This window comes from Aquimarina sp. TRL1, assembly GCF_013365535.1.
Lineage (GTDB): Bacteria > Bacteroidota > Bacteroidia > Flavobacteriales > Flavobacteriaceae > Aquimarina > Aquimarina hainanensis.
This window is the reverse complement of record NZ_CP053590.1, coordinates 3,576,750-3,593,938: the sequence shown is the minus strand read 5'-3', so window position 1 is coordinate 3,593,938 and position 17,189 is coordinate 3,576,750. Positions and strand designations below refer to the sequence as shown.

The window sequence follows — 17,189 nt, the reverse complement described above, 5'->3', positions numbered from 1 at the left end:
ATATACTTATGAAAATACATTATTTTATTTTTCTGCTATTGACCGCTGTAAGTCTACAGGCACAAAGTCAATCCGATAGTTCTTCTTTTTTAGACAGAACCGAATTTAAAATAGGTTATTACGGAAATATCCTTTGGGATAACGGTCTTTCGGTAGGTGCTGAATACCAATGGAAAGAAAAAGTAAAAATCAAAGAACGAAACAAAGGACAAAAAAGGATTACCAAGCAACTTTTATTTCATGGAAACCTTGGTTATTCCACAAACTTCGCTACTCAAACAGATAATGGATTATCTACTTACTACGGTCTTATCTGGAGAAGAACAAATACCAAGGGGAGACAACTTAATTTAGTAATAAATCCATTAGGGTACTATCGTTCTTTCTTACCCGAAACCTACGAGGTAAAAGGAGATCACGTATCCAAAGTTTCTTTACCCGGGAGAGGCTACTATACTCCTTCTATTGCAATAGGAATAGGAAAGCTTCGCAAAGACAAAAAACGTTCGGGATGGTATCTGAATTTGCAATGCAGCCTGCGAACAAATTACAATGCAGGTAGCTTAGCTATTGTGTCATTACACTATGGACATCGATTCAATTTTAAAAGAAAAAAATAAACAAATGAAAAAAATAATTATTTATACCTTAAAAACAATAGTCCTCATAGGTCTGCTTATGAGCAGTTATGCCTGCTCTAAAGGAGATGATAACATCAACGATCTAAGTGAAACTATATATGTACGACATAAACAAGCAGATATGCCTGCTTACATTCATGGTAATGCTTCAGAAAAAGTATTCTTAATCATACTACATGGAGGTCCTGGAGGAACTGGATGGGGAGAAAGAAAAAATACTGTAAAAAGTAAAATAGAAAAAAACAATGCCGTTGTCTATTTTGATCAGCGAGGTTCCGGAAATTCGCAAGGTAGCTATTCTGAAAACGACGTTAGTGTTGATCTAATGGCAGAAGATGTACTAGCGTTGGTAAAAGTTCTAAAAGCAAAGTATGGAAATGATGCCCGCTTCTTTTTAATGGGTCATAGTTGGGGAGGTACTTTGGGACCTGCTACTTTACTAAAAGATCAAAGTGACTTTATGGGGTGGATTGACGTTGATGGTAGCCATGACCCAAAAGGAAGTTACAATACTTATAAAATAGCATTAACTCAGATGGCTGATACACAAATCGCATTAGGGAATAGTGTATCGTATTGGAAAGATGTTAAAAATTTGGTTCAAAACGTGGGAGCTAATTATAGCGATGACGATTTTTATAAACTAAATAGAGAGACACATAATGGCGAACAAAAACTAGTTGATGATAAAATAATTAATAAACTACAAAACGATGGTATTGAAGGAGTACAATATAACTTATTTACTACGCTTTGGAACGGTAGTAAAATACAATCCATTCTAGTAAAAAAAGGTCTTTTCTCCAAAGTATCATTTACCAATAGACTAGATGAGATTACAATCCCATCACTAGTACTATGGGGTAAACATGACCTCATTGTACCCGCTGTATACGCACAGGAAGCTTATGATTTACTAGGTTCTGACCAAAAAGAACTCTTTATTTTTGAAAAATCGGGTCATAGCCCCATGGATAGTGAACCAGATCTTTTTGCCGAAAAAGTCATTAATTTTATCAATCGGCATAAGTAAACCGATTCAGGATAGATCCACGAGGCATGCGTTGGAAACAAATTTTATATTTCAAGGCAAGCCTCGGGATATTATATCTTCTGGTAGCTTCAATAAAAGAGACTCTATCTCTTTTTATAACAAATAAGAAAATAAAGGCTCAACTCCGGATTTAGTCCTTTATAAAATATAACTGGATACCCCTTTAAAAACAGCGAATTAATTCGCCTTTTTTACCCCTACATATGAAATAAAAAACAGCAGTTGAGCAATGTACTTAACCGCTGTTTTTTTATATAATAAGTATCTTGCATCCCGAAATTAAAAACATACTTTTTACCAGCAATCTCAATACAAGCTATAAGCCAATGAAGTACCTCCTAGAAAATCAAGAAACTGAACGGATATTATTCAGAAAAATAAAGCGATCGGATTATACAGATTGGTTGGAATTTCATAAAAACCCCATTACCTCTCAGTATTGGATTTCTGAATTAAAAAGCCCGGAAGTAGCCTGTAAAAATTGGTATACAAAACAATTTCATCGGTATGAAAATAATCTGGGAGGAATGAATGCTTTAATTGAAAAACAAACAGGGAAACTAATCGGTCATTGTGGTCTTCTAGTACAAACGGTAGATGATATTACAGAACTGGAAATTGGATATTCGCTTTTGCCTGAATTTTGGAGTAAAGGATTTGCTACAGAAGCAGCAAAAAAATGCAGAGATTTTTCTTTTAGAAATAATTTTTCGGACTCTTTAATTTCTATTATTAGTTTGACTAATAAACCTTCAGAAAAAGTAGCAATCAAAAATGGGATGAGCATCGATAAAGTTACAGAATACAATAAAAACAACGTAAATATTTTCCGAATATATACATCGGAATGGAATACCCTAAACTTACCATAAAATCGCTTGTAAAACCATTTATTCACCAGACATTAAAACCTATTATTGAATAGATTATCACGAAACAAATACACAAACCCTAATAAATAGGAAATAAGTTCTAATACCGATACGGCTTTCATTACTTTTAAATCCCATTCATTTAGTAACATTTTTCAGTATTTAGAGACATATACTTCTAAATGAATAATAAACCTATTAAAGAAACAAAAGTACCAAAAGTAATTATGCCAGTATATAATAACGTAACCCTCTTAGGCAAACTTTTATGCATAAGCACTATACTTTTAATTAATAATAACTGTCAATCCCAATCTATAAGTGATATGACCCATTTTGAAAAAGCTCAGAAAATACAACAAAAAATTCTCAGAGGAGATCTGGAAGTAGGAATACTTAATCCCAAAGAAATCGAAACCATGGTTACCCTATATACCAAAGCAAAAGATGCTAAAAGTTGGTATGAGCTTGGAATGATATATTATAAAGGGATTGGAGTAGAACAAGATGCTGAGAAAGCAGTGTACTTTTTCGAATTGGCAGCAACATCCGGTTACGGTATAGATGCCTGGATAAAATATATCAAAATAGCCTACTTTGCCAAACTCGACAGCATTCCCCCTGATAAAATTATTAAATTGATTGAGCAATTAAAAGATAAGGATCCTACCGGAGAAATCTATCTCCTAAAAGGGTATATGCTATATATGGGATATGTATATGAAGATAATGAAAAAGTTTCTTATTTAATGCATCAAAAATCTGCTGAAAAAGGAAATGCAGAAGCGATGTTCGAGTTATTCATTTATTATTCGCAAGGGATAGGAGTCGAAGTCAATTTAGAAAAAGCCATAGAATGGTGTAGGAAAGCTTCGGAGCATAATAACCCCAGGGCTATGTACAATCTGGGAGCGTATTATGCAACAGGCTACCAAAGTATCCCTGTAGATATTCAAAAAACGATAAGCTTTTACACCAAAGCTGCAAATTTAGGTCATGGAAAGGCAGCTGGGCAATTAGCTGCTATGTATGTGACGGGAGAAGAAGTTGACAAAGATGATACTCTGGCAAAAAAGTTTTACCTACTGGCACTGGAAAATGGCTATGAAGTTGATTTTTTATTCGAAGATCTGGGATTAAAAACAATTAATATTGATGATTAATAACCTCGTCCTCCTTTAAAAAAAAGCGTACCACAGATAGTGTTTATAACTAATAATCAAGAGTAAAAAATCAACGTAGCACCTAAAGCCTTTAACGAGGAGTATTAACAACTAGGAATTAATCTCCTGTAAGCTCGATACAATTCATTGAAGTTCTCCTTTATTTCTATAGAACTGCTTCTATTTTAGTACACATGCACTAATTTTGATTTATATTTAGTACATTTGTACTAAATATAAATATTATCATTATGGTTATCGATATTATAGGTGCTGGAATCGGAGGATTAACAACGGCTATTGCTCTTAACCAAAAGGGAATTAGTACGAGAATCTTTGAACAAACAAACAAAATAAAACCGGTAGGGGCTGGGATTATCTTAGCCAATAATGCCATGCAGGTTTATGAAAAATTAGGGCTGCGAAAGGAAATTGAAGAACAAGGAAATTCTATTTCCTCTATGAGTATTACAAAAGCAAACCTATCTCCTTTATCCAAAGTAGATTTATCTTTTTTTGAAAAAAAATATCAGGTAAAAAATATTGCAATTCACCGCGCTGCTTTGCAGCAAATTTTACTAAACAATTTACCTAAAAACACAATATACCTAAATCATCACCTAACTAAGATTGAATCCAATAATCTCGGTAATGTATTGACTTTTGCCAATGGGATAAAAACCCAATCTTCTGTTCTCATTGGAGCAGATGGGTTACAATCTGTAGTACGACAAAATTTATTCCCTGATTACAAGCTGAGGAATGCTAAGCAGATCTGTTGGAGAGGAATAACTACCTATACTCTACCCCATAAATACAGACATGAATTAAATGAAGCTTGGGGAAAAAACAGTCGGTTCGGATTTGTACAAATAGCAAAAAATAAGGTCTACTGGTATGCATTAAAATCATTTAAACACGATAAAAACGAGTTCGCTAAACAACATATTGAGACATATTTTGAGGCATATTCACCTGTAATTAAAGATATTATTTTCGCTACGGATAAAGAGCAATTACACACTGCAGAAATAGCTGATTTACCCCCTATACATACCTGGTATCAGGAAAATACCTGCCTTATTGGTGATGCAGCTCATGCCATGACACCAAATATGGGACAAGGAGCTTGTCAGGCAATAGAAGATGCCTATATCTTATCTAATTGCCTGGACACTTATGAAGTACACACAGCTTTTAAAGAGTTTCAGCGAGTGAGGCTTCCCAAAGCACATCAGGTTGTAAAAGCAAGTTGGATACTCGGAAAAATCGCACATGCCTCCCACCCCATTGTTAGAGGTATTCGAAATCAATTATTGCGAATAACACCATCATCTTTTAGCCAAAAACAATCTGAACAACTTTTTCAACTTCCCAGTCTATGATAAGTACTATTCTATCCCTTCTTTTATGTGTTATTTTTACTATACTGAGCTTATTTCACTTTTATTGGCTTTTTGGTGGAGTTTGGGGGGTACATAAAGTGATTCCCACAAAAGATCCACAAGTGCCTCCGCTTTCAGTTCCTAAATTTGGGACCTTAGTTGTCGCGATAACACTGCTTTTATTTGGAATTCTATACCTTCTTAAAACTGGATTCATCCAAATTGAAATTCCTCATTGGCTTACTTATACATATTACGCAATCCCTTTTATTTTCATTCTTCGTGCAATTGGAGAATTTAGATATGTCGGTTTTTTTAAGAAAATAAAAAACACAGAATTTGCCCAGGCAGATTCTCTAATATTTGCACCGCTATGTTTATGGATTGGAGGCACAGCTTACATAGTATTACTGCTATCATAGCATGATATGCTTTTACTTCAATAAAGGTATATATCTCTATAAAATGTTTATAACAAGTCACCTCACATAAGCAAACAAAATCTTACTTAGAAAACAAATGTTGATTTTGAATTACTCAGAGGACATATATCCATTATCGAATAAGACATCTAAGTCAACAAGAGCTAATATCTACACATTAGCTCTTGTTACATAAACCACAGGGCTTCCAGGAAACTTACTCAATTATTCCTATTCCTTATCTTTATTTATTAAATTACAAGGCAATAAGTAATCCCCTACTACTCCATAGCCTGCAAAAAAATAATACAATGAACCTAAGAAATAATTCGACCCTTAATTGCCAGTTACTACAGAGCCCTGACGAAATTTCAAAAATGTTTCACGGGTTATTTGATTTTATCAATCTTTTAATGCCTATCTCTGAGCATGATCAAAAACTTTGCAAAAAATATTTCAAACCGTATACTGTCAAAAAAGGAACACTCCTGGAAGTGGAGGGAACAACTCATACACATCATAATTTTATAGTCTCCGGGTATATGCGCAATTTTCATCATGATGAAAAAGGAAAAGAAATAACAACGGATATCAATGATGGTCCCAGATTTTTTACTTCCTATTACAGTTTTATTCAGCAAACCATTTCTAATGAAAACCTACATTGCATCACAGATTGTAAACTACTGCGAATTAACCGAAAAGACAATGAGATCATTACACGTCAAGGGCAAAATTCACAGAAATATGTAGAAAAAATATTACAATATAATTTGGAATCCAGTAGACAACGAGTTATTGATTCCAATACCTTAACAGCAAAAGAACGATACCTAAAAATGCTAAAAAATCATCCTGCTATCCTAAGAAACGTACCTATTAATTATATCGCTTCTTATCTGGGAATCAATGCTGGAAGTCTTAGTAGAATCCGCCAGGAAATATCTCTCTAAAGTGATTTTCTAACAAATGTGAAGTGTTTCCAGAAAATAGTACCACATATTTGTTAACCACATACGTACTTCAAAAAGTGGTATGCAAAAACTTATAAACTCGCATAACAATGGATTCAACAGTATCCCCTTTAAAAAAAACAAAACCTCGCAATTGGAGACTTCACCTTATGAGAGGGCTTTTCTTCCTCAATTTTATTAGTCTTGCCTATGATAATTGGTCAACAATTCTATTTCCAAAAGAACAGATGGGCGTATTAAGTGGTGTCGCCATTAGCTTTTGGGCAGGATTTTCCTTACTTAATTTTTTAGGTATACGTTTCCCGCTAAAAATGATCCCGATACTCTTATTACAATTGTTGTATAAGTCTGCCTGGATTATAGGTACTTACCTACCTGCCCACGCATCAGGAACTCCGGATGCAGGAATTCAAGAGTTTTTTTGGATCTGTATCGCCGGAATACTATTGAACTTGGTCATAATCCCATGGAAATATACCTATCAGGAATTCTTCAAAGACTTATTCAAATTTGGATCTCCCTAAAAAATGATCCTATATTACAAATCTTTACATCCCTAAAACTAAATTGAGATAAGCAGCAATACAGTATCAAAAACAAACATAAAATCACTTTTTATTAAGCATAGAATATAATAATGTCAGTATCAATATAACATCTCAAATCATTAGCATATAATTAAAGAGATAAACATATATTTATAGCATCAAATATCTTACAAATTCTCCTATACTTTATATGAAAATAACAGATTATCTAGATAGAATTAATTATAACGGAGCACTTGCTCCCAGTCTGGAGGTATTAAGAGCTCTTCAAAAAGCACATATTATACACATTCCCTTTGAAAACCTCGATATCCATTATAACAACCAGATTAATCTGGATATTGATAAAATATATCACAAAGTCATCTCTCAAAAAAGAGGAGGTTTCTGCTACGAACTAAATGGACTATTTCATACCCTACTAAATAAAATAGGTTTTAATGCTCATATAATATCTGGTCGCGTATATGACCATAAAAAACAAACATTTGGAAAAGAATTTGACCATCTGATCATATTAGTTTCCCTGAATCAAAAAAAATATCTGGTAGATGTAGGTTTTGGGGAATTTGTCTTTTACCCTTTGGAGCTAACCTTGGATAAAATACAAACAGACCCCAGAGGCGATTTCATCATCGAAAAAGCTCACCCTCCATATTATAAAGTTTCTCAAAAGAAAAAAACAGTACAATACATTTTTACGCTTCAGAAAAGAGAATTACATGATTTTTCTGAAATGTGCATCTATCATCAAACTGATACTAACTCTAATTTTACTCAAAAAAAACTAATTACTAGACCACACGAATCAGGACGGGTCACTCTGAGTGGAAACATGTTAAAAATAACTGAAAAAGATACGGTTATACAGACAATGACATTTCTTCCTGAAACATTTGGTAAATACCTAAAGGATTGGTTTGGAATTGATGAAGCTGCATTAATTAGAGAGTAACAATCACGAAACAATGTGATTTCACATAATTTTTTTGTATCATTCAGAGTGATGGCAACAGATAAAGAAATACAGCAGGCGGATTATATAAACCGAATCAACCGGGTTTTTGAATTTATTGATCAAAATTTAGACACAACACTTTCATTAACAATTGTTTCAGAAATAGCATCGTTCTCTCCATTTCACTTCCATCGAATTTTCAAAATGCTTACTAATGAAACCTTGCACCAATATATAAGCAGACGAAGAATTGAAAAAGCCGCATTAGATTTATTACATAAAAATGTCAAAACTACAGTAATCGCACATCAATACGGATTCAGTGATAATACTTCATTTTCCAGAGCTTTTAAAAAATATTTTGGTATGAGTCCAATGGAGTTTAAAAAACAAAACCCAAATAAACATAGCAAGATTCGTCAACTAGAAAGCAAGAATGGACAAGAATATCCTTCTTCCAAAAAATACATTTGCATCATTGAAAACCTTAAAAACTGGATTACAATGAAAGCAGTAATTACAATTAAAACAATACCAGATATGGAAGTCGCTTATATTTCTAGTATCGGCGCTCAAAATCTCTCTCTTGCATATCAAAAATTAATACGATGGGCTACTCCAAAAGGGTTGATTAATGAACAAACAAAAATGCTTACAGTATATTTTGATAGTTTTAAAGTCACTGCTTCTCATAAAGTACGAATGCATGCATCTATCTTACTTACAACACCTGCAGAGACATCAGGAGAGATTGGAAAAACAACTGTTGAGGCTGGAAAATGCATTGTCGGACATTTTGAAATCACCCCTGAAGAATTCGAAAAATCGTGGACCGGGTTATTTTTATGGATGAATGAAAATGGCTATAAAAAATCCGATAGAAATCCTTTTGAAATATACTATAATGACTTCACAGAACATCCTGAAAATAAATGCATTGTCGATTTTTGCATTCCCATTATGTAAGAAAATTAACTAGTTCAGAAGTTTATAAAACATTTATAAGAAGCCTACTACATAATCGTTCGACACAAGTGTCGGAGTATTCAAATATCACCTGATGAGTAACATCAATGCTATTTCTATGAACGTGTGTATCTAAAGTGCATCTATATAATACCTGCCACTCACTATAAGAGAGTGGCTGTATCTTTTGATCTATCTTTTTTTGGCACTGTTGCTAATTAAAGTTATTAGCCATCATATCTCCACTTAAAACAATTGATAACAATGTGTTACAATAACTCCTTTATGGGTGGGGGAAGCAACCGAAACCAATTCTTTCTTTTCTTTTACCTTCATAGTAAAAGGAGGAGCTAATACATTTACTCCACTTTGTTTCTTTAATCGTATCCCCTGTCCGGAAATAATATCTTTGTTGGGTTCTATATTCTCTTCGGGAAGATGTTCCGTAATAATAACATACTTATAGGCATATAGCTTCTCTAGGATCTGCTGTATTTCTGTATTAGATAAGTGCTGTAATACCTGGCGCAATATGGCACAATCACCAGCAGGTAACTCATCTAGTGCAATGTCCATACAATAAAATGTCACATTCTCATCTGCAAACTCTCTTTTATTTCGTTCTATAAGATCCGGTACAATATCCACTGCGATATATTGCTTTGTAAACGGGACCAACATTTTTCCTACATTAAAATCACCACATCCCAGATCACATAGGGTTATGGGAGTATCAAAACCCTTCAAAAACGAAGTAATCGCCTCAATATATGGAGTAATAATTATCGGGGCATGAGACCCGATGCCAGAATAAAATTCAGTACGCTTCCCTCCCCAAAGGTTCATTTCATAAATCTGCTGCATAGCATCCTTAGTTGGCCAGGGTTTCTTTATTTTTTTTGTACTGAGATTTTTATTCATAACGGTTAATTTTTAGTCTCCTTCCTCTCAGAATCACTTTTCAATCCGCAATAGAGGTTCTCTCACTATATTAAACAAACCTACGAATTATACGAAAATTTCCTTCTTATCAACCTGACATGATTGGAAAACTCAAAAAAAGTCATTTATTTATTACTTTAGTGCAGTAATCTTAAGCGAAGATACTATAGTAATTGATAATAATACCATATCTAAAATGAGAGTATTCACCTTACTACTTATGGCATTACTGCTATCTTGTAAAAACAATCAAATGGACAAAAAAGGTATTCATTCTGGCATCATCCCTATTACAACTTCTTCTAAAGAAGCGAAAAAGCATTTTGAAAAAGCACAATTTTTAGTGCAAAATGGAATTGACGGAAACCCAACAGAAAGCTATAAAAAAGCATTGGAATATGACAGTAGTTTTGTTAGAATGCACAATTTTATCTCCATATACGCTCCTGATGATACATTAAAAAAACATCATCATGAACTCGCTAAAAAATTTAGACATTTAGCTTCTAAAGAGGAGCAATTATTAATTGATGCCACAGAATTCAGAATAAACAATCCGGATGATATGTATGAAAAAAAATTATTTGAACTAGCAGAAGCTTGTCCTAATGATAAATACCTGTTCCATACAATCTGCTTTTTACTGTTTAGAAAAAATCCAGCACTGGCAATCGAAGCAGGAAAAAAATCAGTGGTATTAGATAGCAACTACGGTTCTGGCTACAATATTCTGGGATATGCATACCTTAATAATAAAGAACTGGAGAAAGCTAAAAGTGCTTTTGACAATTTTATCAGGTGTGAACCTGAAAACGGGAATCCATATGACTCGAAAGCAGATGTAATGCTACAATTAGGAAATTATAAAGAGGCCCTGACATTAAAACAAAAAGCCTATGAATTAAATCCCACTTTTGACTGGATTCCTGAAGAAATAAAAGAAATCAAAGCCACAATAGATACATTAGAAAATTGAATAGCCCTAATCAAATCCATGGAAGGTAAAACTGTCTCCTATTACTCAACTAAACACTATATATCAACAATATACACCTAATAAAAAGGGTATTAAACTAAGAGATCTGAAAAAAATCTTTTAATCTAATAAAGAAATTTCTTAGTTTTGTCTTAGGAGAATTTAAGATACATAAATTTTGTGTCGTACTTATTTCTAACATTAGAGAAGATATAGGGAAATAAGTTTCATTCTTGTACAGTTCTACTGTGCTACTCTAATAAAAATGTAATTTTTATTAGAATGAATACGACAGTACCTATTATTTTATCCGCTCCAAAAATCATTGATCTTCTAAAGAAAATTGACCTTATTTCTGTTATAGAAGAAGGCTTTATTTCCTTATCATCCGATAAAGCGATCATCCCACCTGTAGGAGAATTACTATTTGACAACCCCAAAGGAGAAACACATATTAAATATGGATACATTCTTCAGCAACCGTATTTTGTAATCAAGATAGCCTCCGGGTTTTATGACAATCCCAAATTAGGAATAAAATCCAGTCAAGGAGTCATGCTTGCTTTTAGCCAGCAAACCGGAGAGATTGTTGCCGTCTTATTAGATGAAGGATATCTTACTGATATTCGTACTGTGATTGCTAGTATGATTACGATAAAACATCTCGCTCCCAAAAAGATAACATGTATTGGAATTATAGGAACTGGTATTCAGGCAAAACTTCAATTAGAGTACTTACGCCAAGTGACTAATTGCAAAAATATAATGATATGGGGACGGAATCAGGAAAAAGCAATTGCATTAAAAGAAGGGTTTCTAAACCCTGAGTACACCATTACAGTTACCTCTTCCCTGGATATACTAGCAGATACCTGCAATGTGATCATAACTACGACGCCTTCTGAAGAACCTCTATTAACATGGAGGCAAGTAAAAAAAGGAACCCATATTACTGCCATTGGTTCAGATACTCCAAAAAAAATAGAACTCGAAACGGACATAATAAAACATGCTGACCTGATTGTTGCCGACAGCATAAATCAGTCTAAAACCAGAGGAGAAATTTATAACGCTCGATTAGATAATTGCTTAGACGAAAAGAAACTTATAGAGCTGGGGACTTTATTAACCAACAACACCTTGGGAAGACAAAATGATCAACAGATTACAGTTGCAGACCTAACAGGAGTCGCTGTACAAGATATAATGATTACCTCAGCTATAATTAATACGTATAAATCTCAATAATATGAACATTCGAATTTTTGACCTGGAACGCATTCAGTCGCTATATGAAAATACCGTTCCTATAAACCTTACAGAAAGTGGCTTTCACCCTTATACATTAGAAGAGTTACTTTCTGAAGAGCAACTAAAGATGCTGACAAGTACTGTATTAGGGTACGGACAAACTAACGGTTCTATTCCGCTACGCCAGACCATAGCAAACCTGTATAAACATTGTAATGAAGAAAATGTTCTCGTTACGAATGGATCTGCTGAGGCTAATTTTATTGCCTGTCATACCTTACTATCGCCAGGAGATGAAGTCGTAATGATGGTTCCTAACTATATGCAGATCTGGGGAATTGTCGAAGAAATGGGGTGCGTTCCAAAAAAGTTTCACCTAAAAGAAGAAGATGAATGGAAACCAGATTTAGAAGAGTTAGCCTCATTAATGACAGTAAAAACCAAAATGATTGCTTTATGCAATCCTAATAACCCTACAGGGTATGTATTGTCAGATGAAGAGATGAGAGCAATCGTTGAAATTGCCAGAAAATATGATGCTTGGATATATTGTGATGAAGTTTATAAAGGAGCTGATCTAGACGGCATCGAAAAACCGAGTTTTTATGGTATGTATGATAAAGTAATGGTTAATGGGGGACTTTCCAAAGCCTATGCGCTGCCAGGATTACGCTTAGGATGGCTTATCGGTCCGGAAAAATGTATTGCTGATACATGGGCATATCATGATTACACCTCTATTACAGCAGGAATTTTAAGCCATAAAATAGGGGAAATCGTTTTACAGCCCAACATGCGAAAAACAATATTATCACGAAATATTACCATGCTCAATGAAAACCTGCAAGCAACAATAGATTGGGCAAATCAATACGGAGACCTCGTAGAGTTTACCCCTCCAAAAGCGGGAGGTATGGTGTTTATCAAATATAAGTTTCCTATTAATTCTACAGAATTATCCGATTGGTTACGTATCGAAAAAGGAGTTTTTATTCTGGCAGGAGATGTCTATGGAATGGATCATCATTTTAGAATAGGTATTGGAGCAGAAAAGAAAGACCTTCTCAAAGGATATAAAATACTTACCCAAGCCCTGAAAGAACGGTTTGATATTTAATAAATAGTTCTTAGTTTCATTAGGTAATTAGAAGGTCGTTTTAATCCTGGGAAACCACCCAGAACAAACGACCTTACACCTATCATAAAGGCTTAAAAATGAAAGAACTACAACAACACATCGCAGAATACAACAAACAAATGAAATTGGGAAGCATCCCTAAAACCTATCAAAAATTGATGAAATACCTGATGGGATTACGAGCTTATTTTATACGTCAATATGCGAATGAGTTTGTTATTGGTAGTTTTTATCAAGGGTATATGGATATTTCTTATTTTCCAATAACCCCAAAAGTGCTAAAAGCTCAGCAACTAAAAATAGGTCTTATATTTAACCATGAAAAGATGCAATTCGAAAATTGGTTGGTCGGGCAAAACAAACAGGTACAAAAAGAATATTGGCTCCTATGTAAAGAACAACAATGGGATCAATATCCACTTTCTTCTACTGCTCAGAATTCAATCATCAAACATCCGATTATTAAAAATCCTGATTTCGAGCAATTGGATATTTTGACAAAGACCATTGAAAAAGAAACATTACAATTTATTACCGCTATTACCAATACATTCCCTAACAGATAAAGATTAAAAATACCTAAATATAATATCAGAAAAAGGATCTTAATGTCGAGCTTAGCTCCTTAAAGTCTATAAAACTTCATTATAAAGCAGAGCAGGTTTCATTATTTTTATAAAACAAAATTCACACATTTCGCTAAAAAACCTATCAATGAAAAAAATATACCTTATCGGTAGTTTAATCTCCGTACTCATCTCTGGATGTTATAAAGATAAAACGACAACTACTCAGGTAATTTCTCTTATTAAAACAACCAAAAGCTGGAATGGGAGTCCACTTCCTCAATACCCGGAAGGAACTCCAGAGGTAACCATTCTAAAAATTACCATTCCCCCTAAAACGAAACTACCATTGCATCGACATCCGGAAATTAATGCTGGAGTTTTACTCAAAGGAGCATTAACCGTCATCAGTGAAGCAAATGACACACTCTATCTCAAAGAAGGAGATCCCATTGTCGAACTAGTTAATTCTTGGCACTTTGGAAAAAACGAAGGAAATAAACCTGCAGAAATCGTCGTATTCTATGCAGGAGTTCAGGGTAGTCCTATAACAATTCTTAAAGATAAAGATGGTCATAGTCATTAAAAAAAACACCTGTAAAAAACCTCTTTTTGATTTTTTTAGAGATCAAAGCAATCTTATTATCAGAGATTTTATATTTGTATTGGTATATGAAAATAACATACATTAAAAATATAAACAAATCATAAGGGGATATGAAATTCAGAGTATACCCCTCTTAACAAAAGAGGGAACCGCTGTCCTTTGTTTTTAAATTTTAATACCTATGGCAACAAATAAGCTTATAGTAGACGAACGACAAACCGACTTGGGCAATTTTATGGTTGGAAGGTTATTACCTTTTAGAAAAAAGCGACAGGTAGGTCCTTTTACTTTTATAGATCATATGGGACCTGCTAAAATGGGAAATGGAAAATACATAGATGTGGATCAACATCCTCATATTGGTTTGAGTACACTTACATATCTTTTTGAAGGAGAAATCGAGCATAGAGATAGTATTGGTAATACACAAATCATATCCCCCGGAGATGTAGGCTTCATGACATCTGGAAGCGGAGTAACGCATACAGAAAGAACTCCTGCCGCTAAAAGAAGTAAGCAAGAATTTCTTATGCATGGATATCAAATATGGGTAGCACTACCGAAAGATAAAGAAGAGATGCCTCCTCAATTTGACTTCTATCCCAGTAGAGATATCCCAAACTGGACATCCGGTTCTCTTAAACTAAAACTTATAGCGGGAAATGCTTTTGGAAAATCTGCACCACTACAGGGATATTCTCCTTTATTTATGGTAGATATTTCCGCTTCTCAACCGACAACACTGAATCTAAGAGGGCAATTAGAAGGCGAAGTCGCTTTTGTGATTGTCAAGGGATCCATTACAGATCAGGAGCATCGCATTACTGCCGGACAAATGCTTATTAGTAAAACTGATGATCAATGCGAAATCTGCCTCGCAGCAGATACACAAATCCTGTTATTTGGAGGGTTACCATTGGCAGAAGAACGATTCCTTTCCTGGAATTTCGTCTCTCATAGTAAAGAGCGTTTGCAGCAAGCAACTGAAGACTGGAAAAATAAAAAGTTCCCACAAGTCCCCTTTGATAATACATATATCCCTCTTCCCTCCTATAAAAAGTAAGAACACAATACACCTAAACAAACAATGAAAGAGAAAATTGATCGCATCGTTGAATCAAGAGAAACCAAAGCAGGACTTTATTTTGATTACACCATCCAAGTATTAATTTTACTTTCTATTCTGGGGTTTACGATTGAAACCCTCCCAAATCTATCTCCTCAGTTAGTTGATTTTCTAGAAGATTTCGAGATTTTCTGCATTGTTATTTTCTCTATAGAATATCTCATCCGAATATATATTGCACGAAAAAAACTTAAATTTATCTTTAGTTTCTATGGAATCATTGACCTGGTAGCCATCTTACCCTTCTACCTATCGTTTGGTCTTGATCTCAGATCTGCACGAGTATTCCGTTTTCTCAGATTATTTCGATTGATCAAACTGATTCGGTACAACCGTGCTATTCGAAGGTTTTCGATTGCATTCCATATGATCCGGGAAGAACTTATCATATTTAGTGTTGTTTCTCTGATACTGATCTATCTTTCTGCCGTAGGAATTTATTATTTTGAAAATGCAGCACAACCCGAAGTATTTTCTTCCATTTTTTCCAGCCTATGGTGGTCGGTAGTTACCCTAACTACCGTTGGTTATGGAGATGTTGTTCCCATTACCATCGGAGGTAGGATATTTACATTCATTATTTTGATGATTGGATTAGGAATCATAGCTATTCCATCAGGAATGATCTCTTCAGCACTAACAGAAGCCAGAAGTATTGAAAAAAAGAAAAACATACAAGAAACAACGAAAGCTACACTACCCGAATAATGATATTGAAAAATAACTAATGAATAAGGAAGCCTCTTCTTATTGTATATGTAACATTTCATACCCTTGTAACACATACATATAACCATCCCTAATATGTATCATATGATTTTCAGCTTTGGAAACTATACAATAAAAACGTATATAAATAAAGATGTAGCTCTAAATGAACGATATCAACACAACACATTAGACACCTTATCATATAAGTAATAAACAAATGACAGAACCATTAACTATTCAGGAAAAAATCAAGTTACGAGCCTATAAAGATAAAATTGCAAACCTTATCGTAATGTGGGGAGTCGGAGTTTTTGTTTTTTTATTAATTGTTTGTTTTATTCCTATGGGGTTACTTCCCAAAAAAAGACGAGTAGAGATCTCAAATCCTGATCTCAGTATTTTTGATTCTATGGGAGTATTCCCTACCCTTGCTATGCTACTCATTATTGCCGGAGGTCTTGCCGCATATTTATATTTCTCATATAAATACCCAAAACTGGTCAAAGACCTATCGGAACAGAAAAAAGTAATCCTGGATGTTACCGTAAGAAATATTATCTATAAACAAGGAGGCGGCCCACAAGAAATAGCATTATACTTTAGTCCTGCGTATCAATCTATTAATAAAATAGACTTCATCGGAGAAAAACAACTCCCTCCTATGTATAAAAACCAGGAAATACAATTAATAATCACCAAAAATGCGCTGTATCCATTACAGGTAAAACCTAAAAATGACATCAATGAAATTATGAATGTACTGTCTAAGATACAGCAAGAAAGTAAACAGAAGCCTTGAGATTACGATTGATAAAAGGTTTCTTTAGGGAGAATCCGAAAGAAAAATAATCTTGACCTCTAATTAAAAAATTAGTAGTATTACTCTGAT

Annotated in this window: 19 protein-coding genes; 18 read left to right on the top strand and 1 reads right to left on the bottom strand. The window is 34.1% G+C overall.

All coding sequences use genetic code 11. From position 1 onward, the window contains the following. The first annotated feature begins 8 nt into the window (after positions 1 to 8). From HN014_RS14680 to HN014_RS14635, 10 genes are all read left to right on the top strand, one after another. Positions 9 to 620: a hypothetical protein gene (locus tag HN014_RS14680; protein WP_176029603.1), complete on the top strand. Its 612-nt coding sequence runs from the start codon at positions 9 to 11 to the stop codon at positions 618 to 620. 4 nt (positions 621 to 624) lie between these two features. Beyond that, a complete protein-coding gene (locus tag HN014_RS14675) occupies positions 625 to 1,674 on the top strand; it encodes an alpha/beta fold hydrolase (RefSeq protein WP_176029602.1) in 1,050 nt (349 codons plus the stop codon). Positions 1,675 to 2,021: 347 nt separating this feature from the next. Then, a complete protein-coding gene (locus tag HN014_RS14670; protein WP_176029601.1) occupies positions 2,022 to 2,567 on the top strand; it encodes a GNAT family N-acetyltransferase in 546 nt (181 codons plus the stop codon). 326 nt (positions 2,568 to 2,893) lie between these two features. Continuing rightward, the gene (locus HN014_RS14665; RefSeq protein WP_176029600.1) at positions 2,894 to 3,730 is read left to right on the top strand and encodes a tetratricopeptide repeat protein; all 837 of its coding nucleotides are present in this window, start codon (positions 2,894 to 2,896) and stop codon (positions 3,728 to 3,730) included. Between the two features lie 251 nt (positions 3,731 to 3,981). After that, on the top strand, positions 3,982 to 5,115 hold the full coding sequence (locus HN014_RS14660; RefSeq protein ID WP_176029599.1) for an FAD-dependent monooxygenase: 1,134 nt from the start codon (positions 3,982 to 3,984) through the stop codon (positions 5,113 to 5,115). Further along, entirely contained in the window at positions 5,112 to 5,537 is a 426-nt protein-coding gene (locus tag HN014_RS14655) for a DUF3995 domain-containing protein (RefSeq protein WP_176029598.1), read from the top strand. The genes HN014_RS14660 and HN014_RS14655 overlap by 4 nt, the downstream gene beginning before the upstream one ends. Positions 5,538 to 5,848: 311 nt before the next feature. Then, positions 5,849 to 6,490: a Crp/Fnr family transcriptional regulator gene (locus HN014_RS14650; RefSeq protein WP_217704334.1), complete on the top strand. Its 642-nt coding sequence runs from the start codon at positions 5,849 to 5,851 to the stop codon at positions 6,488 to 6,490. Positions 6,491 to 6,600: 110 nt separating this feature from the next. Further along, entirely contained in the window at positions 6,601 to 7,035 is a 435-nt protein-coding gene (locus HN014_RS14645; RefSeq protein WP_176029597.1) for a hypothetical protein, read from the top strand. Positions 7,036 to 7,249: 214 nt separating this feature from the next. Continuing rightward, positions 7,250 to 8,014, top strand: coding sequence for an arylamine N-acetyltransferase (locus HN014_RS14640; protein ID WP_176029596.1), 765 nt, complete (start codon positions 7,250 to 7,252; stop codon positions 8,012 to 8,014). Between the two features lie 51 nt (positions 8,015 to 8,065). Continuing rightward, positions 8,066 to 8,983, top strand: coding sequence for a GyrI-like domain-containing protein (locus HN014_RS14635; protein ID WP_176029595.1), 918 nt, complete (start codon positions 8,066 to 8,068; stop codon positions 8,981 to 8,983). 246 nt (positions 8,984 to 9,229) lie between these two features. Here HN014_RS14635 and HN014_RS14630 read toward each other — a convergent pair whose 3' ends face one another. After that, a complete protein-coding gene (locus HN014_RS14630; RefSeq protein ID WP_176029594.1) occupies positions 9,230 to 9,904 on the bottom strand; it encodes a class I SAM-dependent methyltransferase in 675 nt (224 codons plus the stop codon). 217 nt (positions 9,905 to 10,121) lie between these two features. Between HN014_RS14630 and HN014_RS14625 the strand changes: the two genes are divergently transcribed. The 8 genes from HN014_RS14625 (at position 10,122) to HN014_RS14590 (ending at position 17,099) form a co-directional block, all read left to right on the top strand. Beyond that, entirely contained in the window at positions 10,122 to 10,901 is a 780-nt protein-coding gene (locus HN014_RS14625; RefSeq protein WP_176029593.1) for a M48 family metallopeptidase, read from the top strand. A 282-nt stretch (positions 10,902 to 11,183) separates the two neighbouring features. After that, on the top strand, positions 11,184 to 12,149 hold the full coding sequence (locus HN014_RS14620; RefSeq protein ID WP_176029592.1) for an ornithine cyclodeaminase family protein: 966 nt from the start codon (positions 11,184 to 11,186) through the stop codon (positions 12,147 to 12,149). A 1-nt stretch (position 12,150) separates the two neighbouring features. Beyond that, the gene (locus HN014_RS14615; protein WP_176029591.1) at positions 12,151 to 13,269 is read left to right on the top strand and encodes an aminotransferase class I/II-fold pyridoxal phosphate-dependent enzyme; all 1,119 of its coding nucleotides are present in this window, start codon (positions 12,151 to 12,153) and stop codon (positions 13,267 to 13,269) included. 98 nt (positions 13,270 to 13,367) lie between these two features. Next, positions 13,368 to 13,856: a hypothetical protein gene (locus HN014_RS14610; protein ID WP_176029590.1), complete on the top strand. Its 489-nt coding sequence runs from the start codon at positions 13,368 to 13,370 to the stop codon at positions 13,854 to 13,856. A 148-nt stretch (positions 13,857 to 14,004) separates the two neighbouring features. Further along, positions 14,005 to 14,442 carry a cupin domain-containing protein gene (locus tag HN014_RS14605; protein ID WP_176029589.1) on the top strand — a complete coding sequence of 146 codons (438 nt, stop codon included), beginning with the start codon at positions 14,005 to 14,007 and terminating at the stop codon, positions 14,440 to 14,442. Positions 14,443 to 14,644: 202 nt separating this feature from the next. After that, positions 14,645 to 15,526: a pirin family protein gene (locus tag HN014_RS14600; protein WP_176029588.1), complete on the top strand. Its 882-nt coding sequence runs from the start codon at positions 14,645 to 14,647 to the stop codon at positions 15,524 to 15,526. A 24-nt stretch (positions 15,527 to 15,550) separates the two neighbouring features. Next, positions 15,551 to 16,297 (top strand): ion transporter, encoded by a 747-nt coding sequence (locus HN014_RS14595; protein WP_176029587.1) that lies wholly within the window; start codon positions 15,551 to 15,553, stop codon positions 16,295 to 16,297. Positions 16,298 to 16,517: 220 nt separating this feature from the next. Next, a complete protein-coding gene (locus HN014_RS14590; RefSeq protein ID WP_176029586.1) occupies positions 16,518 to 17,099 on the top strand; it encodes a hypothetical protein in 582 nt (193 codons plus the stop codon). Positions 17,100 to 17,189: the final 90 nt, after the last annotated feature.

Excerpts from the sequence above, each read along its gene's own strand:
- HN014_RS14640 (WP_176029596.1), top strand. The coding sequence starts at position 7,250 with ATGAAAATAACAGATTATCTAGATAGAATTAATTATAACGGAGCACTT.
- HN014_RS14675 (WP_176029602.1), top strand. The coding sequence starts at position 625 with ATGAAAAAAATAATTATTTATACCTTAAAAACAATAGTCCTCATAGGT.
- HN014_RS14635 (WP_176029595.1), top strand. The coding sequence starts at position 8,066 with ATGGCAACAGATAAAGAAATACAGCAGGCGGATTATATAAACCGAATC.
- HN014_RS14600 (WP_176029588.1), top strand. The coding sequence starts at position 14,645 with ATGGCAACAAATAAGCTTATAGTAGACGAACGACAAACCGACTTGGGC.
- HN014_RS14610 (WP_176029590.1), top strand. The coding sequence starts at position 13,368 with ATGAAAGAACTACAACAACACATCGCAGAATACAACAAACAAATGAAA.
- HN014_RS14625 (WP_176029593.1), top strand. The coding sequence starts at position 10,122 with ATGAGAGTATTCACCTTACTACTTATGGCATTACTGCTATCTTGTAAA.
- HN014_RS14670 (WP_176029601.1), top strand. The coding sequence starts at position 2,022 with ATGAAGTACCTCCTAGAAAATCAAGAAACTGAACGGATATTATTCAGA.
- HN014_RS14605 (WP_176029589.1), top strand. The coding sequence starts at position 14,005 with ATGAAAAAAATATACCTTATCGGTAGTTTAATCTCCGTACTCATCTCT.
- HN014_RS14620 (WP_176029592.1), top strand. The coding sequence starts at position 11,184 with ATGAATACGACAGTACCTATTATTTTATCCGCTCCAAAAATCATTGAT.
- HN014_RS14615 (WP_176029591.1), top strand. The coding sequence starts at position 12,151 with ATGAACATTCGAATTTTTGACCTGGAACGCATTCAGTCGCTATATGAA.
- HN014_RS14660 (WP_176029599.1), top strand. The coding sequence starts at position 3,982 with ATGGTTATCGATATTATAGGTGCTGGAATCGGAGGATTAACAACGGCT.
- HN014_RS14680 (WP_176029603.1), top strand. The coding sequence starts at position 9 with ATGAAAATACATTATTTTATTTTTCTGCTATTGACCGCTGTAAGTCTA.
- HN014_RS14650 (WP_217704334.1), top strand. The coding sequence starts at position 5,849 with ATGAACCTAAGAAATAATTCGACCCTTAATTGCCAGTTACTACAGAGC.
- HN014_RS14645 (WP_176029597.1), top strand. The coding sequence starts at position 6,601 with ATGGATTCAACAGTATCCCCTTTAAAAAAAACAAAACCTCGCAATTGG.
- HN014_RS14630 (WP_176029594.1), bottom strand. The coding sequence starts at position 9,904 with ATGAATAAAAATCTCAGTACAAAAAAAATAAAGAAACCCTGGCCAACT.
- HN014_RS14590 (WP_176029586.1), top strand. The coding sequence starts at position 16,518 with ATGACAGAACCATTAACTATTCAGGAAAAAATCAAGTTACGAGCCTAT.
- HN014_RS14655 (WP_176029598.1), top strand. The coding sequence starts at position 5,112 with ATGATAAGTACTATTCTATCCCTTCTTTTATGTGTTATTTTTACTATA.
- HN014_RS14665 (WP_176029600.1), top strand. The coding sequence starts at position 2,894 with ATGACCCATTTTGAAAAAGCTCAGAAAATACAACAAAAAATTCTCAGA.
- HN014_RS14595 (WP_176029587.1), top strand. The coding sequence starts at position 15,551 with ATGAAAGAGAAAATTGATCGCATCGTTGAATCAAGAGAAACCAAAGCA.